This is a genomic window from Aquiflexum gelatinilyticum (assembly GCF_024813435.1).
GTDB classification, from domain to species: Bacteria; Bacteroidota; Bacteroidia; order Cytophagales; family Cyclobacteriaceae; genus Cognataquiflexum; species Cognataquiflexum gelatinilyticum.
This window is the reverse complement of the sequence record NZ_JANAEZ010000006.1, coordinates 147,979-170,901: the sequence shown is the minus strand read 5'-3', so window position 1 is coordinate 170,901 and position 22,923 is coordinate 147,979. Positions and strand designations below refer to the sequence as shown.

The 22,923-nt window shown below is 41.3% G+C and carries 20 protein-coding genes; 11 read left to right on the top strand and 9 right to left on the bottom strand.

Annotated features, from left to right (window positions below; translation table 11 throughout):
• Positions 1–230 precede the first annotated feature (230 nt).
• The 3 genes from NK987_RS14470 to NK987_RS14460 form a co-directional block, all read right to left on the bottom strand.
• Positions 231–1,577 carry a PhoH family protein gene (locus NK987_RS14470; protein WP_258422483.1) on the bottom strand — a complete coding sequence of 449 codons (1,347 nt, stop codon included), beginning with the start codon at positions 1,575–1,577 and terminating at the stop codon, positions 231–233.
• A gap of 278 nt (positions 1,578–1,855) precedes the next feature.
• Positions 1,856–3,535, bottom strand: coding sequence for a PQQ-dependent sugar dehydrogenase (locus NK987_RS14465; RefSeq protein ID WP_259264425.1), 1,680 nt, complete (start codon positions 3,533–3,535; stop codon positions 1,856–1,858).
• Between the two features lie 129 nt (positions 3,536–3,664).
• Entirely contained in the window at positions 3,665–4,195 is a 531-nt protein-coding gene (locus tag NK987_RS14460) for a PH domain-containing protein (RefSeq protein WP_259264424.1), read from the bottom strand.
• Positions 4,196–4,605: 410 nt separating this feature from the next.
• Between NK987_RS14460 and NK987_RS14455 the strand changes: the two genes are divergently transcribed.
• The gene (locus NK987_RS14455) at positions 4,606–5,775 is read left to right on the top strand and encodes a hypothetical protein (RefSeq protein WP_259264423.1); all 1,170 of its coding nucleotides are present in this window, start codon (positions 4,606–4,608) and stop codon (positions 5,773–5,775) included.
• Positions 5,776–6,300: 525 nt separating this feature from the next.
• On the opposite strand, the gene NK987_RS14450 is transcribed toward NK987_RS14455, so the two are convergent.
• The 6 genes from NK987_RS14450 to rbfA form a co-directional block, all read right to left on the bottom strand.
• Positions 6,301–7,218 (bottom strand): hydroxypyruvate isomerase family protein, encoded by a 918-nt coding sequence (locus NK987_RS14450; RefSeq protein WP_259264422.1) that lies wholly within the window; start codon positions 7,216–7,218, stop codon positions 6,301–6,303.
• Between the two features lies 1 nt (position 7,219).
• A complete protein-coding gene (locus tag NK987_RS14445) occupies positions 7,220–8,533 on the bottom strand; it encodes a Gfo/Idh/MocA family protein (protein ID WP_259264421.1) in 1,314 nt (437 codons plus the stop codon).
• A gap of 27 nt (positions 8,534–8,560) precedes the next feature.
• The gene (locus NK987_RS14440; protein WP_259264420.1) at positions 8,561–9,553 is read right to left on the bottom strand and encodes a formylglycine-generating enzyme family protein; all 993 of its coding nucleotides are present in this window, start codon (positions 9,551–9,553) and stop codon (positions 8,561–8,563) included.
• Positions 9,554–9,629: 76 nt separating this feature from the next.
• The gene (locus NK987_RS14435; protein WP_259264419.1) at positions 9,630–11,696 is read right to left on the bottom strand and encodes a S9 family peptidase; all 2,067 of its coding nucleotides are present in this window, start codon (positions 11,694–11,696) and stop codon (positions 9,630–9,632) included.
• A gap of 757 nt (positions 11,697–12,453) precedes the next feature.
• Positions 12,454–13,677 carry an FtsX-like permease family protein gene (locus NK987_RS14430; protein ID WP_258422474.1) on the bottom strand — a complete coding sequence of 408 codons (1,224 nt, stop codon included), beginning with the start codon at positions 13,675–13,677 and terminating at the stop codon, positions 12,454–12,456.
• A 17-nt stretch (positions 13,678–13,694) separates the two neighbouring features.
• Positions 13,695–14,069 (bottom strand): 30S ribosome-binding factor RbfA, encoded by a 375-nt coding sequence (gene rbfA / locus NK987_RS14425; protein ID WP_259264418.1) that lies wholly within the window; start codon positions 14,067–14,069, stop codon positions 13,695–13,697.
• Positions 14,070–14,161: 92 nt separating this feature from the next.
• Here rbfA and NK987_RS14420 point away from each other — a divergent pair, with 92 nt between their 5' ends.
• The 10 genes from NK987_RS14420 (at position 14,162) to vgrG (ending at position 22,917) form a co-directional block, all read left to right on the top strand.
• The gene (locus NK987_RS14420; protein ID WP_258422472.1) at positions 14,162–15,568 is read left to right on the top strand and encodes a hypothetical protein; all 1,407 of its coding nucleotides are present in this window, start codon (positions 14,162–14,164) and stop codon (positions 15,566–15,568) included.
• Positions 15,569–15,809: 241 nt separating this feature from the next.
• Positions 15,810–16,469, top strand: coding sequence for a response regulator transcription factor (locus NK987_RS21430; RefSeq protein ID WP_275982547.1), 660 nt, complete (start codon positions 15,810–15,812; stop codon positions 16,467–16,469).
• Between the two features lie 135 nt (positions 16,470–16,604).
• Positions 16,605–17,195: a Pvc16 family protein gene (locus NK987_RS14410; protein WP_258422471.1), complete on the top strand. Its 591-nt coding sequence runs from the start codon at positions 16,605–16,607 to the stop codon at positions 17,193–17,195.
• A gap of 2 nt (positions 17,196–17,197) precedes the next feature.
• On the top strand, positions 17,198–17,815 hold the full coding sequence (locus NK987_RS14405) for a hypothetical protein (RefSeq protein ID WP_258422470.1): 618 nt from the start codon (positions 17,198–17,200) through the stop codon (positions 17,813–17,815).
• 31 nt (positions 17,816–17,846) lie between these two features.
• Complete coding sequence (locus NK987_RS14400) at positions 17,847–19,262, top strand: phage tail sheath family protein (protein ID WP_258422469.1); 1,416 nt, start codon at positions 17,847–17,849, stop codon at positions 19,260–19,262.
• Positions 19,263–19,308: 46 nt separating this feature from the next.
• The gene (locus tag NK987_RS14395) at positions 19,309–19,740 is read left to right on the top strand and encodes a phage tail protein (RefSeq protein WP_258422468.1); all 432 of its coding nucleotides are present in this window, start codon (positions 19,309–19,311) and stop codon (positions 19,738–19,740) included.
• 2 nt (positions 19,741–19,742) lie between these two features.
• Positions 19,743–20,240 carry a phage tail protein gene (locus tag NK987_RS14390; protein ID WP_259264417.1) on the top strand — a complete coding sequence of 166 codons (498 nt, stop codon included), beginning with the start codon at positions 19,743–19,745 and terminating at the stop codon, positions 20,238–20,240.
• 10 nt (positions 20,241–20,250) lie between these two features.
• Positions 20,251–20,421 (top strand): DUF5908 family protein, encoded by a 171-nt coding sequence (locus NK987_RS14385; RefSeq protein WP_259264416.1) that lies wholly within the window; start codon positions 20,251–20,253, stop codon positions 20,419–20,421.
• Positions 20,421–21,137, top strand: coding sequence for a CIS tube protein (locus NK987_RS14380; protein ID WP_259264415.1), 717 nt, complete (start codon positions 20,421–20,423; stop codon positions 21,135–21,137). The genes NK987_RS14385 and NK987_RS14380 overlap by 1 nt, the downstream gene beginning before the upstream one ends.
• A 10-nt stretch (positions 21,138–21,147) precedes the next feature.
• Positions 21,148–22,917, top strand: a complete 1,770-nt coding sequence (gene vgrG, locus NK987_RS14375) for a type VI secretion system tip protein VgrG (RefSeq protein ID WP_259264414.1) — start codon at positions 21,148–21,150, stop codon at positions 22,915–22,917.
• Positions 22,918–22,923: the final 6 nt, after the last annotated feature.

Below are 22,923 nucleotides of genomic sequence, written 5' to 3'. Positions count from 1 at the left end.
TATTAGCCTTATGCCAAATTCTGATCCTAATTTTATATCTTATTGATTATCAGTTTTTTAAATTCAAAATGATTGATATTATATGTACGATATCGTACATGACATTTTCTGAAATGATACAGTTGGATAACTTTAAACCTGAGCCAAAGGTTGCGCCAAAACGATAAAAAAATAAAAAATCCGATAGAATTTCGGAATATTCTATCGGATTACAAAAATTAAATCAATTTTTACAGGAGATCATTTGCTAAATTCGCCAATTCCGATCTTTCTCCCTTTTCTAGCTTGATATGGGCATACAAAGGATGGTCTTTTACCCGATCTATCAAATAAGATAAACCATTGCTCTGACTGTCGAGATAAGGGGTGTCAATCTGAAAGATATCCCCAGTAAAAATGATCTTGGTATTTTCACCTGCCCGGCTGATGATGGTCTTTATTTCATGTGGCGTGAGGTTTTGTGCTTCATCCACGATAAAGAAAATATTGGAAAGTGACCTTCCCCGGATATAAGCCAAAGGTTGGATGACCAATTTCTCCTGATTTACCAATTCTGTGATTTTTTGAAATTCTTTATCGGACTCCTTGAATTGGTTTTGGATAAACTTCAGGTTGTCCCAAAGTGGCTCCATATAAGGATTCAACTTAGATTTGATGTCGCCCGGAAGGTAGCCGATATCCTTGTTGCTCAGGGGAACAATGGGTCTTGCCAGGAAAATCTGCTTATAATCCCTTCTTTGCTCCAATGCGCCGGCAAGCGCCAAAAGCGTTTTTCCCGTTCCCGCCACACCTTGGATGGAGACAAGTTTGATCCTTGGATTCAGGATGGCATGCAAAGCAAAAGCCTGCTCTGCATTTTTTGGCTTGATGTTATAGGCAAGTTTCTTATCTACCCTTTCGAGCATGTTGTCATCAGAATTGTAATAGGCCAACACCGAGTTTTTCTCGCTTTTGAGGATATAGAAAGCATTGGCTTTTCTTTTTTTATTTCCCAAAACATGCTTGGACTCGACCGAATGATTCTCATAAAGCCTGTTGATAATATCCGGTTCTATGCCTTCCAAGTAATATTTTCCGGTATTTTCAAGTTCAGAAAGGTTTTTGATTTTACCCGTTTCGTAATCTTCCGCATGTATGTCAAGGGACTTTGCTTTGAGCCGGAGGTTGATGTCTTTGCTGACTAGGATCACCTTCCTGCCCTTTTCCATTTGTTGGCAATGAAGCGCGGCATTCAGGATTTTGTGGTCGTTTTTTTCTTCACCAAAGATGAGGTTTGCATTGATATTATTATCGGGGTTCATCAATACCCGAAAATATCCTTTGGTCTTCCCATTTAGTGGAGTCCAATTGTGGATCATGTTATCTTTGGCTAACCCGTCGAGCAGCCTGATAAATTCACGGGCCTCAAAGTTTTTGGTATCATTTCCCTTTTTGAACTGATCGAGCTCTTCCAATACAGTAATCGGGATGACCACATCATGCTCCGCAAAGTTCATGATCGAGTTGTGTGCGTATAGGATCACCGAAGTATCCAACACAAAGATTTTGCGGTCTTTATCGGATTTAGCTCTAGGCATAGGTTAATAATTTACTAGGTTTTTGTTAGTAAAAAGATAGAGAAATAAAAAATAGATTACCATTGTATCAATAGAAAATAAGATTGTTAACAAAAAGGAAAATCTTAGACTGTTGATTTTCAGGGGGAAAAGTTTGTGGAACAGAGCAAAAGATAACATGACCATCCATACTGTCCTCCCACCTAAAAAACCCTATTGGTTCTTACCCATAGTCTGCATAAAAACTCTATTAGAAAGCTTGTGCAAAACCTCCATTTAGGGATGAATATCAATCAGTATCAATTTACTACCCTATAAATCTTCCCATCCGCTTTGGTCAAAACGTAAACCTGACCTGATTTATCCTGACCGAATTTCAAATCTACTCTTGGTTTGCCACATAATTCCTGTAAAGTAGTCTCCCTTCCTTCATACTTGATTCCGACTTTCTGCATCTTGAGAGCAGCCGATTCATTCAGATCGGAAACAAAAACCTTTCCTGATGGCACATCTCCGAAAAGGAATTTCCCCTTGAAAATCCCTGAATTTGGGAAATACCCCGCAATGATCGCCAAGCCCTCGTCATGGTCAAACTGCAGAAAGGGGTAAGTCGCTCCAAGTTTTTCATCATCTGAAGGCAATGCATAGACTTTGTCCATATCTCCTTTTGGATTGATTACAAAAGATCCTTCCCTCCTTGGCCAACCATAAAACTTCCCCGGCTCGATCAAATTGATTTCTTCGATATGTTTGTGTCCTATTTCGGAGGCCATCATTCTTGCCCTTGGATCCCAAAAAATCCGGTTTGGATTCCTGAATCCATAAGCAAAAACTTCAGGTGCTTTATCATTTTGACCGACAAATGGATTGTCTTTTGGGATGCCGTATTTTCCGTTTTTGCTGTTATTTCCTTGCGGATCTATCCTGAGAATGCTGCTCCAAACGGCATTGCCTTTGTGGTCTGAGATAAAATCGAAACCATTTTCGGCACTGCCGCCATCACCGATACCGATATAGAGCAAGCCATAATCTTGATCTCCCTTTTTGGCATGGGGATTAAAGGCAATTTCCTGCATGCCATGAATCTGTGTGACGACATTTACGCGGAGGACCTCCCGGCTTTCCCCAACAAAGGATTTTGAAGAAGGATTTGATGTTTTCCATTCGGTGAGTACCCACTGCATCGTCACTTTGATGCTGTCGGCATAGGCAAAATCCACAGTCTTGGAACCCGGCTTCTCGGTGTGTGAAGTGTATAGCAATCCATTGTCGACAAATTCGGGATGAAATGCATAGCTGCCAAATCCTGTAGCCAATCCCGGTTTGGATACAAAATCCGGCCGAAGTGCTCTCAGGTCAAAGAATAGCTTTGGCTTTCCATTGACCAGCTCATACATTTTCCCATGCTGATCCTGTACAAACAGCCTCCCTGAAACAGGTTCACTTTCCATTTTGGTGATTTTGGCCAAAGGGGAAATGGAATCGGTGGCTGGGATTTGGGTAAAAAATTCAAGTTCTAAAGACAATCCCGAATCCATTGTTTTCTCCGGAATCGGATCTTCCAAGGCTTCCCCGGCTGCACTTTCTAATTCAGCCGCAAACCCAAAAGAATGCATGTAACTTAATAAAGCATCTATTTCTGCCTCTGAAAGCTGATTGAAAGCCGGCATCAGTACCTTGTATTCTGCCAAAAGTATTTTGGTACGCTCATCACCACCTTCAAGGAGCTGTTGTGGATTTTTGATAAAGGATTTGATCCAATCAGCCTCGATTTGAGAAGTCAGGCCACTGAGATTAGGACCAATTGTCTTTTGGGTGAAGTTGTGACAGGAGGAGCAATTTTGCTCAAACAAGGACTTGCCAATGGCTATTTGTTCTGAGTCAGTAGGGATATCCTGACCAAAAGGATGGTTACTTTTTGTGTTGCATCCAATGATCAGCAGTAAACCTAAAGCAATGGAAAGGGCTTGTTTTTTCATCAAAGCATTTCTTGGGATTACCTTAAACCTAAAAATTTTTAGTCAAGATTGAAATAAAAATATTTTGGAGGTGGGACTTATTTCGAACGTCATTCTACACGAATCCAGATACAACATGACTTAAAACACCTAATTCTTTTTAGACCTATCCATAAAAACTATTGGAAATTGGGATTGAAAAATTTGTCTCGGTAAATCGTTTAATAGAATATCCCATTCGTTAGCCATTAAACATGTAATAAACAAAGATTTTCCATCCTTTAGGCATAATTTCGTGTAATGATATGAATCCCATGGAGTAAAACCAGTAGATTTCCTATACAATTGAGGACTCATGTACACTTCAACCTTTTCTATTTCATGAAACCCAAATTGTTTCCAAGCTTCTTTTTCAAAAAAACGAATTGATTCTTTCTCCGGATAAATTACCATTTCAGTATTTTTATTTACAAAAAAATAGTTTAAATGAATGATTATCGTTGGCAAAACCATTAAGACTCCGTAAAAGAACACACCAATTTCGATAAAGGCACGTAAATCAGATACACCAAAAATAAATGCCATCACCAAAACAAAAACGACAATTGCAATCAGGTAATAAAAAACTGATCGAAAATGGCTTAATGAATTTTCAAAAGTTATTTTATATAGTAAATTCATATTTTTTAGTTTCCTGCGCCTGGGTGTAGTTTAGCGACTGATGCTGCGATTGAGTGTATGTAGATAGCTATCGGCATGTTATTCCACCCTTCTTTGACTCCATCCACGATAGCCATCGGGATGCAATTGGACTATTCAACCACACGCTCAAACGAAAGATAGTTCTCGGTAGCTTGAATTACAAATTCACCTAGAGAAATGCCACTATTCACCTAGGTGGGGCAATATTCAGTAATAATTATAGAAAAATTAAGAGTTATGCATTCCTTTCTAACATAACTTAACATGCCTGAAATTTCCCGTTCCATTAAATTTGAGAATGAAATCGAGCATGAGGGGAACCTCAAACTTAGGGAGGATTTTTAAAAATGCGAAGATTCTCCCGAAAGTCGGGACAGGCTATGTGACCTATGAAAACAAATTATAAACACATAAAATATTTTACATGCCTGATTCTTATTGCAGCACTGATTGGTTGCGCAAAAGACAAAAACACTGATCAATCCATTTCAACAAATTATAAATTTGAAATTACAGATTCAATCAGAGTCAATCACCTGGAAGAATTGACATTAATTGATATGGAAGACGGTATGTTCTTAGCAAAAGAAGAGGGGAATTCATCTTACCTTATTTTTGACAAATCCGGTACCATCACCTCTCCTATTGAGCTCAAAACAGACGGACCAAATGCGATAAACATGGTCTATTCAGGAGGTTTTTTTGATGGGAAATTTACAATCATGGATTTACATAAGGGATTGATCCAGTTTTCAAATGAAGGAGAGATAATCAAAAATATCCCAATACCAGAGGATTATCTATATATGCATCCGTACAATAGACCGGCATTTAAATTGGGAAATAAGTTGGCATACTACCGTCCTGAGAGGGATCTTAAAGATTGGGAAGACCAAGAGAAATTCTATAGAAAATATTACAATGAACCATTGCTCGAAGTTTTTGACCCAATTACAAAAGAGGTAGTGCTGAAAATGGAAATCCCCGAAACTTCAATCTACAAAGACGGCAATTTTCATTTCTTATATCATCCTAAAATCATAAAAAAAGGAAAACTTTGGTATTTATTTCTGATGGCTGAAATGAAATTTTATGTCTATGAAGAACAGGACGAAGAGCTGATTTTTAAAGAAAGTGTCAGTCTGAATGTGAAAGATCAAATCCCTTTTCCACAGGCCAATTTACAAAACACATCGGAGTTATTTTCCAAGCTGGAAATGGTAGTCCCATCCATGATAGAACAACTTTATGTGATCGAAGACAAAATCATTCTTATTTACAAAAAAGGAGCTGGCGAAAATATCGTGAAGAATTACGACAGGGAAAACCAAGCTGAGTGGATGGATTTCTTAGGATCCTTACCAATATATGCGGCAGTTTTTGATTCAGATTACAAATTGCTCCAGGACGATATTGAATTGCCATCAGGAACAATCTCAACCCCTATCGTAAACAAAGAGGGACAAATTTTTGTCCAAAAAAATCAAAGGCTTCTTGGGGAAGAAGATTGGAATACATACTATTTGTTAAAGCTAAATGATGGAAACAAAACGAATTGATCGTTTTAGTTTGGGAAAAAAGTTCAAGAACAAAGGAGTGGGTTGAATTTATTTGTTTTTTTCTCGATGTGGTTATGGTTTTTTTGACCATTTATCCTGGTGTCACTTTTTGTCTTGAAACAAAAAGTAACCAAAAAGTTCAAGAAATTTTAATCCCCGACTGGGTGGGATTTGTAATTCCACCCTTTTATCCTTTCCAATTTGCAATTGGAATATTCAACCATACCCTCAAACGAAAGATAGTTCCAGAACAAGTGAATTACATCGCGACAGCTGTACGGGATCTACTAAACAAAAAGGTGAAGTCAAAAACCCCACCTCTTCACAATTATTTTGACAGTACATTCTACTTAAACATATCTGCTTTTCTATACGCCGCAATGAATGCTTTTTTCCTCTCCTCTTTTGTGACTATCTTCTTTGCGCTAATGGCGCCTTTGCAGGCTTCATTTTTCTTTTTTTCTCCGTGCCTTGGCTATTTTTTCCTTTCTCTCCGTGCTCTCAGTGTGCTCTGCGGTGATTTTTTTACTTAAACATATCCGCTTTTCTATAAGCTGCAATCAGGGCCAACTCACCTTCTTTTCCGGAAATGGCATTGCCGTGTTCCATCCCGCAGACGCCTTTGAATCCTTTGGCATCGATGTGCTTGAAGACGTTCAGGTAATTGATTTCACCTGTTCCGGGTTCTTTTCGTCCAGGATTGTCCCCGATCTGAATATAGGCTATCTCATCCCAACAGGCATCCATCATCGCGATCAGGTTGCCTTCGTTGCGCTGCATGTGGTAGGCATCATAGAGGATTTTGCAGGAAGGACTGTCGACCGCCTTGCAGATGGCATGGGTTTGGTCAGAGAACCTCAGAAATAGCTCCGGGGTATCACTCAATGGCTCCAAAACCATCACCAATCCACTTGGTTCCATGACCTCAGCGCCGCGCTTCAGTGCTTCGATGACATGAGAGGTTTGGATTCCCATGGGCAGTTTTCTTTCAAAAAAGCCGGGAACAACCGTTGCCCATTTGGCATTGACACGCTTGGAGGCCTCCACTGATTTTTTGCAGGTAGCGACAAAGTTGTCGATAAACTCCTGCTTACCGGAGGCGAGTGAAATCTTCCAGTTGTCACCACCGTCTACCACAAAAACCCCCATGCGCATGTTGAGCCTTTCGAGGGTTTTGCCGATGAGATTTTGGTCTTCTACTGTGCGGCCAAGCAGTCCATTGTCTTCCAAAGACCTGAATCCCTGATCGGCCATGAATTCCAATTGGGATACAAGCCCGTCACCAGCGTGGGCTTTGAACATCCCAAAGTGGGGAGCATAATCCAGGTTAAATGGCTTTCCGGCTGCATTGCTTTTTGCAAAGGAGGAAAGACTTGTGCCACCGGCGAGAGCAGCTACTGCAGATCCCAAACTGATATTTCTAACAAAATTTCTCCTTTTCATATCAGATTACTTTTGTTTTGCCCGGAATCGCAAAAGGGTAATAGCCGTCCGCATTTGGCAGGACTTTCGGCATCGCATCCCAAGCCAAGGTATCCGGCATCAGACTTATTTCAGAATTTAGCGCTTCATCCCAAGTAACTACTTTGCCCGAATAGGTTGCATTTCGACCAAGAATAGCTGTCATAGTACTTTTTGCTGCATTTTCTGCATCAGCAAATTTGTATTCTCCCTTCACAATGGCAGCGAAAAGTTCATCATGCTCCACCTGATATGGGTTAGGATTATTGTCCCTATTGTGGGAATAAATGGCATTTCCTTTGTAATCTGAAATGTTCCCGTGGTTTCCGGCACTTAAGAAAACCTTTCCTTTTGTGCCTTGAAAGGATTCATCTACCCTATTGGCTGCTCCAGGGAAATGGCGGCATTCGCTGAAGATTACCGTTCCGTCTGCATAAGTGAAGGTGATGCTGTGGTGGTCAAAGATTTCGCCATGCTCTTTGCCTGTCCGGACCTGACGGCCTCCGGTACCGTAAGCCGACACAGGGTAACTGTTTTTTACCCAATTGGCCACATCGATATTGTGGACGTGCTGCTCGTTGATATGGTCACCGCAAAGCCAATTGAAGTAGTACCAGTTCCTCATTTGGTATTCCATCTCGGTTTGACCCGCTTGGCGTGGATTGACCCATACACCTCCGTCATTCCAATAAACTTGTCCACCGACAATGTCACCGATGGCCCCGTCATGAAGACGCTTGATGGTTTCTCTGTAATTGTCCTGATAATGTCTTTGAAGACCAACCACGACATTGAGTTTTTTCTTTTTGGCTTCTTCGGCTGCTGCCAGCACTTTGCGGATGCCGACTGCATCGACTGCCACGGGCTTTTCCATAAAAACCTGCTTGCCTTGCCTTACTGCTTCCTCAAAATGGTCCGGTCTGAATCCCGGAGGTGAAGCCAATATCACGACATCGGCAAGCTTGATCGCTTCCTTGTAACCTTCAAAGCCCACAAACTTCCTGTCCTCAGGAACATCGACTTTGTCTTTTCCATATTTTTCAAAGATCGGCGTATAACTCTTATCTATTCTGTCTCTGAAAGCATCTGCCATCGCGACGAGTTTGATATTGTGTCCTGTGTCAAAGGCCTGAAAAACGGCGCCCGTTCCCCTGCCTCCACAGCCGATGACGGCAAGTTTGATTTGATCCGTTCCTGAAGCATAAGCCCCCGGCATGCCAAAAGGCTGAAGTATCATTCCTCCGGCAAGGATTGCGGAAGTTTTGATAAAGTCCCTGCGTTGATTTTGGTTATTCATGAGTGTATTGTTATATGGTTATTTGCTTTAATAATCTGTAATCGGAGCCCTGTCATAGTAGGCCATAATCTCTGCTTGACTTGGCGGGTTGAGCGGTCTAACAACCCTCAAACCAAGGAAAGGGGCTTCAGGAAACCACCATTGGCTTTTGGGAATCTGTGGATCTATCCTCTTCCATTCTGCCTTTGATGCCGTTCTTTTGGCGGTGCGCAGGTCTGTAGCAGGACTGTTGTAATGTCCGCCGCGAATCGCTCCGGGATATAGTTTTTTGATTTCAATGGTAGGATCTTTCACTTGCTTATCCTTCCTGCTCTGGTAGGTATCCGCTGCATATTGGTCTGAGGTCCATTCCATTACATTGCCAAGAATATCGTACAATCCCCAAGGATTTGGCTTTTTCTGCCCAATATTGTGGGTAATGTTTCCGCTGTTGGCAGCGTACCAAGCGTATTGATCCAAGAGTTTTTCATCCTCTCCAAAAAAATACCTGCTTTTTGAACCTGCCCTTGCGGCATATTCCCATTCTGCCTCGGTAGGCAGTCTATAGAAAATCCCCGTCTTGAGATACAGCCATTTACAAAATTGAATCGCACCGTAATTGGTCATTCCGATGGCCGGCTTGCCCTCTTTGCCCATCCCGGCTGTCATGTCAAGATACGGGATACTCGGTCTGCTAAGACCGTCTACCTGTGCAGGTAGGGCTTTTTCTGCAATGGCGACCTCATAATTTTTGTCCAAAAAGAGTTCAAAAATATCCCAGGTAATCTCATGCGTTCCCATCCAAAAGGGAGAAATTTCTACTTCATGGACCGGACTTTCATCCGGCGTCGTTCCCTCACTTCCCATCATGAATTTACCTCCTTGAATCGGTACCATTCCAAAACTTTGACCCGAATCAGGAATCTTTTGGGAATAGGGAATAAAAGCTTCTTGCTCGAAAAACTTCCATGAAGCAATTGTCACCAATACGGAGGAAACCATCACTACAAGAATGCCAGTTCTTTTCAATATATGATTCATATCATCGGTTAATTTGAGATTGTTAAGCTAATTATGGGATTCAAAAGAAATTGATGGATTGGTTTTTTGTATAAGGTTATTTGCTCTCTCCTGTCGGTAATTCGACTTCTTCTCCCCATACATATTTTGCAAACCATTGCCAGTTGTGCCAAGTGGCGGCCAACCTTTCCTTGGGCTTGGTGATGCCATGTCCAAAACCTTTGTACACCACCAATTCTGCAGGCACATTTTGATCCCTTAATCCCTGAAGTAATTCATAGGCATTTGGAATCGGAACCCTCTGGTCAAACTCCCCATGTTGGATCAATGTAGGGGTTTTTGCGTTTTTGATGTTGGTCATGGGGGAAGTTTTGCGGTAAATTTCCTCATTGTCCCAAGGATTGGCTTTGAGATATTGGATGGTAAATGGATGGATATCCGTGTTGACATAGTAGGTCATCCAATTGGAAATCCCGGCACCGACACTTACTGCTTTGAACCTGTCAGTATTGGTAGTCAAAAATGCCGAAATATAGCCTCCCTGACTCCAACCCATAACCCCCATTCTAGTCGTGTCAATCAGGTTGCTTGCGCTGAGATTATCTACCCCACTCAGGACATCCCAAGCATCTCCCACGCCGAGATTTTCAACATTGAGAGATCTAAATGCCTCGCCGTATCCGGCTGATCCACGGTAATTGGGTTGGAGGACAAGACAGCCTTTGTTCAGCCACTGCACTATCGGATAGACATAGCCCGGAACTGGAGAAGGGGTATCTATCCCCGTTGGACCGCCATGAATCACCACCATCAAAGGATATTTTTTGGTAGGATCGTAGTCTACAGGTTTGTGCAAGACACCTTCTATCAGGGCTCCGTCTTTGCTTCTCCAGACCACCACTTCGCTTTGGGACACCTTCCAATTTTCAATCTGCTTTGTCAGGTTGGTGACTTTTTTTGCAGCAGGTTTTTGGACGTTGCTTACCCAGATTTCATTGAGTTGGTTTCCGTTGCGGGCATTGATAGCCAGTTTTTCTCCTGTTTGGGAAAAAGAAACCCCTGTCACCATTTCCGGAAATCCTTTCAAGATCGTGAAGGTACCGTCTTTGGGTTCAATCCTATAGAGATGTCTCTGGGTCTTTTGCCAAAAAAGTCCGTAAATCCCTTTGGGATTCCAAGTCAATCCTGATGGATTTTCATCAAGATTTGATGCAATCTGCCTGCTATTTTTGGATCCCACATCAATGACAAAAATTTTCGAATTGGTATAAAAATTTGAAACAGTATCATCCACATAGCTTGTGTACAGCAATTGTTTGGAATCCGGTGACCAGTCCTGAAAGCTATCAGCACTTGGATTTTGGACCAAAATCTGACTTTGTCCACTTTCCAGGTCCAAAATTGAAATATCAGATTTAGCAAATGAATTGATCAGGGGATTGGGCTGATGATTAAATGCAACCATTTTTCCATCAGGAGAGACTTTGAAACCGTTTACATTAAAATCCCCTTCAGTCAGTCTTTTTGGCTTGGCTCTCGTGATACATCCATTTGCAGTTTTGAGAGAATCGGCCGATTCATAGCAAGGTAACTCAGATGGATTGGGCTGGTTTGGATCAAAAGCGATTTCCCATAAATGCGTCAAGGAATAATCTTTGTCATCCATAAAGAAACCACCGTACCTGCTTTCGATTTTCTTTTTGGAGGGATCATCCTTTTCCCTTTTCGCAAAAATCATCCTTTTTCCGTCAGGATGCCATTGAAATGCACTTATTCCTTCCTCTTCTTCTGTGATTACGATGGACTCTCCACCATTTAATCGGATCGCATGGATTTGCGTTTTATTTCCTTTGTCAGCCAAAAAAGCCAGCCACTTGCCATCGGGAGAGAATGCCGGTGCAAAACTGCTGTTTTTAGGATTGTTGGTAACCTGAAAGGGGTCACTACCGTTTTTGACCAGCCATATCTCTGTATCAAACCGATTTTCTTTCCAGTCAGAAGCCTGTTGGGTAAAAGCTACAAGGTCTCCATTTGGAGACATGACCACTGCACCAACACTTCTAAGAGAGATAACTTCTTCAAAAGTCGGGTCCTTTTTCTCATTTTGGGCCGAAACCTGAACAGTAAAGGCAAGAACAAAAGCTGCCAAAAGGAAATATTTCATATAATTCGTGTGGTTAAGGATCCGAAAAGGTTGAAAGAATTTCAATTTAACATTTGGAACCAGAATTTCATACCAAATTTTGATTGCCGATTTTTTAACATCCAAATAAATCTTGATTGATATTTTTCCATATCATTAACATTAATGGTACATTATTAAATATAATGTATTTTTTTAGCTATTTTATTGAATTAATTTTAATCTAATGGATGTTTTACTAACTTTGAATCATCAAGAAAGACAAATGGTCTTCTTACACATTGTAGGGTGTTGAAATTGGCAGACAAGCCCTCCGGTCTCGGGGGTAGGGATCCCAGCATAAAGCAAACATGGAGCTCGTGTTTTGCCTAACTGCCCTGTGGAGGTTCGAATCCTTCTCCTACAGCATAGATCACAAAATAAGAATGAGGGCAAAAGGCACTCAAAAAATTGAAAACTTTATATTGTAGGGTGTTGAAACTGGCAGACAAGCCCTCCTTTCTCGGGGGTAAGGATCTCAGGATAAAGCAAACATGGAGCTCGTGTTTCGCCTAACTGCCTTGTGGAGGTTCGAATCCTTCTCCTACAGCTGGTTATTTTGGGTTTATTGTTAATTGACTAAAGCTGTGAGCATGTATTCACAGCTTTTTTATTTTTTTAACAATCGGAATTTTTTACCGAAGATTGAACAGAGTCTACGGAGTTGGAGGGAGCAAAGAATCGAGCTCGTTATTCGTAAATCTTAATTCCCAATTTAAATTGTACTTACTACATTCCATCAAAGGTCCGTTGGCGTGACCTTCGAGGCAATAAACGCAGGGCGGAATGAGGCGAAAAAAGTAATTGCAAAAACCGAAATACTCGTCCAAAGAAAATCGGACCAAATCATCTTGACAGGATATGCGTCCACAATCGAAGAGGATATCCCTAAAGTGACAATGCCAAATCTATCTTGAATCCAACAGATCAAAAATCCTAAAACCAAGCCGATGACCGCTCCACTCAATCCTATAATAGCTCCTTGCTTGAGATAGATTTTTTGGATGAGACTTTCTTTGGCACCCATCGCAAACAATATGGCATTGTCTTTCTTCTTTTCTATTGCAAGCATAGACAAGGAAAAAAAGATGTTGAAGGAAGCCACAGCCAAAATGAAACTCAGGGTCAAAAAGACAAAAAGCTTTTCAATCTTGATCGTCCGGAGGATTTGGGCATGCTGTTCATCGGTATCTTTGACCGTAAATTCCTCTCCCAAGTATGAAATCAACCTGGCTTTGACATCTTGAATGTTTGCGCCCTCTTTGACTTTCACCTCAAGGGCAGTTCTCTTTTGACCATAATTGAGCAACTTGCTGACGAATCCAATGGGCGCTAGGATATAATTATCATCAAATTCCTTCTCCACACTAAAAAAAGCACCCGGCTTTAGAATTCCTTTATTATACAACTGACTTGGGTCAATGGAACCTGCACTTCTTGGGGCTTTGGGATAAAAGACCTGAAGCAAATCCAGATCATTGTCGAGGTCGACAGAAAGAAAGAACCCGACTCCCCGACCCATGATCGCCTTTGGCTGGTTTTCGGTGCCTAAGCTAAGATTTCCCCAAGTAAAGCCTTTTTCAAACCTTCCCTGCTGCATGTAATTTTCGGAGACGCCCTTTAAGCGTGCAAGGTGCTGGTAATCGCGGTATTTGAATAGGGCATTGTCTTCAATCACTTCTGTCAAAACTTCCACCCCTTCAATTTCGGAAATGGATTCGAGCCATTCCGTTTCGGCTAAAAATGATTTGCCCATCTTGGATTCAATCTTCAGTTCTGCATCAAAAGAGGCATACAAACCTCTGACCAGGTCTTCCAAACCATTGAAAACGGACAAAACGATCACCAAGGCCATGGTTCCCACAGCCACCCCGATCATCGAAATGCGGGAAAGCACTGTGATAAAGTTCCGTTTCTTTTTACTACGGAAATAACGATAGGCTATAAAAAAGGAGAGGTTCAAGGATCGTGAAAAGTTAATTATTCTTCTTCATCCTCATCTGTGGCCTCAGGTATATTCAGGTCTCCTATGACCTTATCCATATGCTGGGCATAAGTAGCGGAATCATCTATAAAGAAAGCCAGTTCAGGAACAATCCTCACCGATTTGCCGATTCTATTTCCCAGATGTTTTCTGATTTCGCTTTTTTTATCATTTAATATTTCAAAAACAGCGCCGTCCTTGTCTACCAAAAAACTGAGGTATATTCTCGCCACACTCAGGTCAGGACTGATAATCACCCTCGAAACTGTGATGAAGGCAGATCCGATAATATGCTTTGCTTCTTTTTGAAAAATTCCACCCAATTCCTTTTGGATAAGTTTATTGAATTTCTGTTGTCTTTTACTTTCCATATCTCTAATTATTGTGACAAATTTAGTGAATTAAATGCGGAACACTTAATTTCGACCCTGCAGTTTGTCCAATCCTTAGAAATAGCCTCAGTTTGTTAAGTTTTTTTAGAATCAACGATCCGTTTAGGTTAATCGCCATTTTGGGGATTATGCTGCTGATGAGTGCAGTCTATATCTGGATAGTGGATATTCCTATCCTTCAGCCTGAGATGATCTGGATGCTTTTGGGTGAAAGAATGGCCGAAGGCAAGCATATGTATATTGATATCATTGACGATACTGGACCTTTATCAGCAGGAGTCTATTGGGTAGTGTACCTCTTATTTGGCAAATCTTTACTTTCTTATAAAGTTATTGCAGCTTTTTTTGTCCTTTTCCAGGTAGTGTATGTCAATTACCTGTTTATCAGGTACAAATCATTTGAAGACAATACCTATATACCGGCATTTGTGATGACGGTTTTGTTTTATGTTTCTTTCGACCTGGTGACGCTTTCGCCCGCATTGATGGGAAGTACCTTTATCGTGCTTGCTTTGGGACAGTTGTTTTCACAGACAGTATTACAAAAAGAGGGTTCGGATGCGGTATTGTTGGTAGGTATTTTTGGGGGTATTGCCGCTTGTTTTCATTTCCCTTTGGCTACATTTCTCCCCTTCTTGTTGGTTTCGGGCATAATAGTCAGTGGTTTTTCCTTCCAGCAGATTATCGTTTCTTTGATTGCATACGCCATGCCACTGGTATTCTGTGCCTTGTACTACTTTTGGATTGATGGTTTTGAGGCCTTCTTTTTCGAGTTTACCATTGCACCCAGACTTATCGAAAGCTATGCCCATGTTTCCTACCGAGATTTGGCTTTGCTTTTCGCATTGCCCTTATTCTTTTCAGTGCTGGGCTTTTTTGTAGGTTTTATTGTAAAATCCCAGACAGTCAACCAACAGAAGCAGCTTCAGCTGAATCTTATCTTTTCCATTTTTGCGGTTTCCTCTCTTCTGTTGACCAACAGGCGCACACCTTACCAATTTATCGTCATCTTGCCTGCTTTGGCCTATTTCATTTCACTTCTTTTGGTGGTATATAAGAAAGGAATTGCCATCCAAGTGCTTACAGCAATATTCATCTTTGGACTTCCTGCCATTGGCATTGTATGGACTTTGATGCAAATCAATACGGGTAAAATCGATACTTATGCTGTAAAAATCGAAGATAAACACCAGATTTCTAAAGGAAAAAGGATTCTTGTTCTCGGGGAAGATTTGGGATATTATCATGAATCCTCTTTGGCCACACCCTACCTTCATTATCGCTTATCAAAAAATATCATCCAGAATCAGGAGGACTTGGAAAATACGGTGGAGGTATATAACAACTTTCTAGAGGAAAAGCCGGAAATAGTCATTGACGAGGATGGTGTTTTTGCCGAACTTTTGAAAAGTATTCCGATTCTCTCTCAGCAATATGAAAAGCAAGGGACAAATTACTTTCTCAAAAAAAATAACTAGTTTTTTATCTTGATAATTAAATAATTTTTATTTTTTTAATTCTATTATTATCACTTTTTCAATTGTAAATAATCGATTTTTTATTGCTATGTTTATAATCCCTGTTTCTATCATGCATTGAACATTCCGAATCAAATTATTCTCGTGTTTGGTTTTGAATTTCAAATGCCATTCCAAAACAACCTACTCTAAATAGGCTTTGAAATTTTAGGATATTCTCACTTTTAAAAAGCAGACGACAATGGAAAATCACTGCATCATCGGCAACAACACATTGCTTTCCAAAGGACTTAATCAGGTGTTGGAAAATTTTGAAAGGACAAAGGTGGTTTTATTGACCTTTGGTGAATCTTCAACAATGGATTTTAACAAAAGTGAAAAACCGGATTTTTTATGGATGGATGTAACAAACGAAATAAAACCTGCTTTGAAAATCTGTCACCAATTCAATAAAAAATTTCCTGAATCAAAAAATTTCGTGTTTTGTGACAACAAAGATCCCCTGATAGTCAAAAATTTTCTAAAGGCAGGAATTTCAGGGTATTTTCTTCCGCATTGCAATACAAAAAATATCAAAGAAGCAATCAGTCAAAGTATTAAAGGGCGGATTTATATTGATCCAAAACTCCGGCATTTTTTAACCCAAAATATTCTAGACATTGTACCCGCTGTTCCGGCGAAACACCCTTTGACAAAAAGAGAAAAGGAAATACTGCAGCTAATCGTAGAAGAATACACTACACAGGAAATCGCAAATAAACTTTTCATAAGTTTTTGTACCGTAGAGACCCATCGCCTCCACCTGATTCAAAAAATGGGAGTGCGCAATACTGCCGGATTAGTCAGGGAAGCGGTCGCAAGAAACATCTATCCCATATCCATGAATTCCATGACTTTTTAAAATCCATATTTTCATGGATTTTTTTGCGGGTTTTAATAGTCAACTTTGAATAACCACACCATCTTGGGGTTTTAGATCAATCGATTTTTCCCCAAGATATTGTTTTGATTCATTTTTGACATTTTATCTCGCAACATGATAGACCAGGTTTTAAATACGGTAATTGTTTTGTTGAATGCCCATATCGGCACTGCAGAACCTGATGTGATGCTTGGTAATCTGTCCATGGTGGATTCTGCCCAGGCCGGAAGCGAAAGCAATATTACTGACCGCGTGGTAGTATCCGTGGTGAATATCCAACAAGAAAGTACACTGAGGAATATGGCTGCCAACAGGCAGATTTTCGATAATTCGGGACTCCCAAGAGGAGTGGCCCGGAATCCCGGAATTTTTCTAAATATCTACCTGCTGATTGGGGCCAACAAAGAACAGTATAATATCGGTCTACAAAGGATTTCCCAGGTCATTGCTTTCTTCCAGAGAAACTCAATTTTCACAGTCTCGGAAATCCCTACTCTTCCCGATTTTGGTTTGGATAAAATCCTTTTTGACCTCCATTATACAAATTTTGAGGAGTTGAATCAATTATGGGGAATCATGGGGGGAAAATATATCCCTTCCGTGGTGTATAAAATGAGGCTTGCTTACATAGACAGCTTGGAGGAGGGTATGGAAATCCCACTTGTCAAATCAATCGATGCTCAGTTCAACAATATCCCACGCTGACTATGGACAGGATTCTTTGGAAGTTCGAAAAGTTATTTTCTATCCGGTTTGCCCATGAAGCATTCCCTTTTTCCGCTGCCAATGGAGGTATTCTCACAGACTTCATCAGCATCGAACCAGACCTTCTTACAAAATCACTTTTCAAAAAACATGACATCCATTTCAGAATCAGACAGGACATGTTGCTGTGTTTTATCAGAATCAATTCGGCTGAAGATACTCCTTATTTTAGGCTCCCAAATGGTTTCAGTGCGCGATTTTTATTCGAAATCAAGAATTCCTTAAAAGACCAAACACAGGTTCCCGCAAACCATGGCAAAGAAAACCTATTCCGGTTTCGGATAAATGTCAGGGCATCTGCCAATTCCATGTCACTTTCAGGGGCTACTTTAGGAACGCTCACTTCTAGGGATACTGTCCGGATTTTTACTCCCGGCAATCCCGGAACCTGGACCACTGCTACAATCAATCTAAGTGGAAGTTTTGGTGTCATTGACCTTGTGACTGAAGGCTCGAGCACCCATCGATTATTTACGGATGTACCTTCCCAATCTCTATTTTATACTGCTGCAAATGGTAATGAAAATGAACACTTGTTCACCATTCATTTAAACAACTGAAAAAATCAAGAAACCATAAAACCATTATCCAATGTCACAAATCAATGAATCCGCCATTAAGACACCGGGAGTCTATATCAATGAAATCCCTCTCTTTCCTCCTTCAGTAGCCCAAGTCGAAACCGCTATTCCGGCATTTATCGGCTATACTCAGATTGCTATTAATGAAATCGGGGAATCCCTTCTGAATGTTCCCACCAAAATTTTTTCCCTCAAAGAATATGAAAATTACTTTGGGAAAGCTGAAAATGAACAAGGCATAGCTGTAACCGTCGATATCACCACCAATAGTGGCGTGAGGGTTTCGATGACAGGTGATGCCACCATCACAGATCCATCGGAGTATACGATGTATTATAACCTCAGGATGTATTTTACCAACGGAGGAGGACCATGCTACATTATTTCTATAGGAGACACCACAGGAGCTGCAGATCCCGGGGATTATGATGATGGCCTCTTGGCTTGTGAAGCGGAAGATGAACCTACTATTCTTGTATTTCCTGATGCGGTCAATACACTAAATGAAGCTGATTATTATACCTTGGTTTCTTCTGCCATTGACCAATGTGCCAAACTTCAGGACAGATTTACCATCCTTGATGTGCATACTCCGGGTACCAACAATACCACAAGTATCAGCGACTTCAGAGATGCATTTACAAAAAATGACAGCCTCAATTATGGAGCTGTATATTATCCATCGCTAAAAACAACTTTTGATTTTGCATTCGATGAAGCTGAAGTAGATGTCACCATCACTACTGACGGAACAGCAGCAGGAGCGGTAGCATTATCAACTTTGGTCAACACCGAAACTGCGATATATAATTTTGCATTGGCTAAAATCAGAGAAAAATTAAGCCCAACATTGCCACCTTCTTCTGCTATGGCGGGGGTTTATGCCAAAGTGGATGGGTCCCGGGGTGTATGGAAAGCTCCTGCAAATGTTTCTCTCAACGCGGTATATGACTTGACTGCCAAAATCAGTGAAGCAGAGCAAGGCAGTATGAACATAGATCCAACTTCCGGGAAATCAGTCAATGCCATCAGATTTTTTCAAGGAAAAGGATTTTTGGTGTGGGGGGCGAGGACATTGGCAGGAAATGACAACGAATGGAGATATGTTAATGTCAGGAGGTTTTTTATCATGGTTGAGGAATCATCCAAAAAAGCCACTATGCAATTCGTATTTGAACCTAATGATGCGAACACTTGGGTCAAGCTTCGGGCCATGCTTGAAAACTACCTGACACTACTATGGAGACAGGGGGCCTTGGCAGGAGCCAAACCTGAGCATGCATTTTATGTACGATGCGGGTTGGGACAAACGATGACGGCACAGGACATCCTGGAAGGAAGGCTGATAGTCGAAATCGGCATGGCTGCAGTCCGTCCTGCAGAATTCATCATCCTACGCTTCTCTCACAAGATGCAGGAATCCTAATGGCTTTTCACTTAAAAAATTCTAAAATCATTTAACCTAAAATATCATGGCCAATTATCCTCTTCCAAAGTTCCATTTCCAGGTTGACTGGGGCGGAACCAAAATCGGATTTACAGAAGTAACCGGACTTGAAGTAACCATCGAACCAATTGAATACAGAGACGGCGCAAGTCCCGAATATTCCAAAATCAAAATGCCGGGGATGCAAAGCTTCTCCAACATTACCCTGAAACGTGGCACCTTCCAAGGCGACAACCAATTCTATCAATGGTGGAATACCGTGGCTTTGAATACCATAGAGAGAAGGGATCTGATCATTTCTTTGTTGGATGAAAGCCATGCGCCGGTAGTCGTTTGGCGGGTAAAAAATGCCTGGCCCATCAAGGTCCAATCTACGGACCTCAATGCTACCGGCAATGAAACGGCCATTGAAACTCTGGAAATAGCACATGAAGGTCTCACCATGATAAACGAGTAACCATGTTTTCATATCCACCGGTAGGTTTCCATTTTTCAGTTGTATTCCAACTGTTTCCCCAAACGCCAAATGATTTCAGGTTTCAGGAAGTCAGTGGACTTGATATGGAAATGATGATGGAAACTGTCATCGAAGGCGGCCAAAACAGGTTTACATGGGAATTGCCAGTAAGGGCAAGATACTCCGATTTGGTGTTGAAAAGAGGCATGTTCATTGGTTCGGGAATATTGATGTGGTGCAAAAACGCATTTGAAAACTTTGTCTTTGAACCGGTCAACATCATCATCAGCCTGCTCAACGAACAGCACATTCCCATCCAATCCTGGTATGTGGTAAATGCCATTCCAAAAAAATGGTCTGTTTCGAATTTCAATGCGGAACAAAGTTCAATCGTCATTGAGTCAATCACACTGAGCTACCAATATTTTAATATAATCAGCTTGGATTCTGCTCTTTCTATGGCTGGCAATATCAGCGCTTCAGGAAGTGTCGGAATTTAATCCTTCTCTTATGCCGATAGAAATCAAAGAACTCCAGATCAGAGCCGCAGTGGGAAACAACGGCGGGAATTCAACTCCTCAAAATTCCAGTCCACCTGATATGAATCAGATGAAGCAGGAATTAATCAAAGAGGTGACAGAAGAAGTCTTGAGAATGATACAGCTAAAACTTGAAAGGTAATGATCGATCTTGGCCAAAAAGCCGAAAAACTTTACGTACAGGCCTATTCGGATGCAGAATTCAAAAATCCTGTGCCTGATCACAAGTTCAGTGCATTGGTAAATCCTGCTACTTATAACGTTTCGTATAAGTTTGAATTTGACGCTACTCAGGCTCCGGGCACTTCAGGCGCCAACATGAAATTCAACAGGATTCTTCCCGGAGATTTCCATTTTGATTTTCTGTTTGATGCGACAGGAGTAGTCAAAGACATGTCGGTATTGAGCCTCGGGATCGCCAATCCCTTTGAAAAGCCAGCCAATGTCACAGAGCAGATTGAAGCATTCAAGCACAAAATCATTGATTACCAGTCTGATAAACACAGACCTTATTACTTGAAGATCCATTGGGGAGAACTTCTCTTCAAAGGTGTCTTGAAGCAGATGGATATTGAATACAAAGTCTTTGCTCCCGATGGCAAACCTATCAGAGCCATTGCAAAATGCCAGTTTGCGGAGAGTATCGCAGACGTGGAAAGAGCTGCGGAAGAAAACAGGGAAAGTCCAGACATTACCCATGAGCGGGTTTTTAAAGGTACAGACAGGATTGACCTTCTCACCGAAAAAATCTATGAACGGGACATCCATTATATCAATGTTGCCGGTTTCAACTCCCTTGACAGTTTTAGAAATATCAAGACCGGATCAAAGATTTTCTTTCCTCCATTAGCAAAATAAAACCAAGACAATGATCTCAACAGACCGACATGAACTTGTGACCTCAAAAATCCTATTGGGCAACGGTCCAGGTGCGCCGACTGATCAGGAAGTATCCGGTCGGATTCAGGTCATTGACATGACTGTCTACAAGGAGCTGAACAAAATACCATTTGCAGTAATCAGGGTGGTGGATGGTTCGGCTTCGGATTCGGATTTTTTGATTGGAAACAGCGCTGAGTTTGCATTGGGAAAAAGCATTGATATCCAATTTGGCTACAATACCGAGGACAAATCTGTGTTCAAAGGAATCATCATCGGAAACTCCCATGTGATCAGTGGAAGTCAGACATTGCTCCAGATTACCTGCAAGCATGAATCGGTGAAAATGACTGTTTCAAAGAAAAGCAGACATTTCAATGAACTCCGTGACAATGAAATTGTAGAGAATATCCTTCAGGAAAACGGTTTGACCGATTTGGATATTCCAACTTTTGGGAGCCAACAAGAGCAATTGGTTCAGGCCAACGTCAGTGATTGGGATTATATTCTCTGCAGGATTGACTCTAATGGTATGGTATTGAGAATGGACGGAAGCACTTTTTCTGTTTTCAAACCTGATTCATCGCAGGAAGCGGTTCTATCACTCACCTATGGGGAAGACATCATTTCTATGAAAATGGATACAGATGTAAGGACCCAATCCACTTCGGTAAGAGCATTTTCATGGGATTATGCCAATCAATCTGTTCTGGAATCAGAAGGGGCGGACCTCACGGGAGCATCTCCGGGAAATGTGCAGACTTCGGATTTGGCTGAAATCAACGGTCAGGAATTTGAAATCAAAACTGCTGTTAAACTTTCAAACGAAGCCTTGCAATCCTTGGCTGATGCAAAAAAACAGAAACAGGCACTTTCCAAAATTAAGGGTAAAGTGACCTTTATGGGAAATGCAGAAGTTAATCCCGGCGATTGGATAGAGTTAAATGGCGTAGGTGAACAATTCAGCGGAAAAGCATTTGTAAGTGCGGTTCAGCATCAAGTAAGAAACGGAAATTGGGAAACAGAAGCGACTTTAGGCTGGCATGAAGATTTTTATACCGAAAAATTCAATTCACACTCGGCAAGTTCGGGAAGTGGACAATTCTCAGGAATCCAGGGATTACAGGTCGGAGTCGTCACAGATATCATGGATCCTTTGGGTGAAGGCAGGGTCAAAGTCAGACTTCCCATGGTCAATATGAATGACGAAGGGATTTTTGCCAGAGTGGCGACTTTGGATGCCGGGAACAACCGCGGCACATTTTTCAGGCCGGAAATAGATGATGAAGTTATTGTTGGCTTTATCAATGAAGACCCTTCCCATCCGATCGTCTTGGGCATGGTACACAGCAGTGCCAAGCCTACACCCATGGAACCTGAGAATTCCAATGACAAAAAAGGCTATGTCTCCAGGTCAGAAATCAAAATTACAATCCATGAAGGCGACAAAAGCATCGTCATAGAGACTCCCGGTGGAAGGAAATTTACCATGGACGATACCGCAGGCACTGTTAAGGTGGAAGATCCGATCGGTAATGTCATGGTGATGGATGACAATGGGATTTCAATGGAATCTCCAAAAGAAATTTCCTTAAAAGGAGGAACCAAAATCAGTTTTGCCGCTCCCGAGATTGCCCTCAAAGCAGATATGAATATCAGTTTGGAAGCATCTGCAGGATTGAGTTTAAAAAGCAGCGGCACTGCTGACCTTGAGGGAGCTATGGTCAATATCAAAGGAAGTCTGGTCAAAATAAATTAATGAATT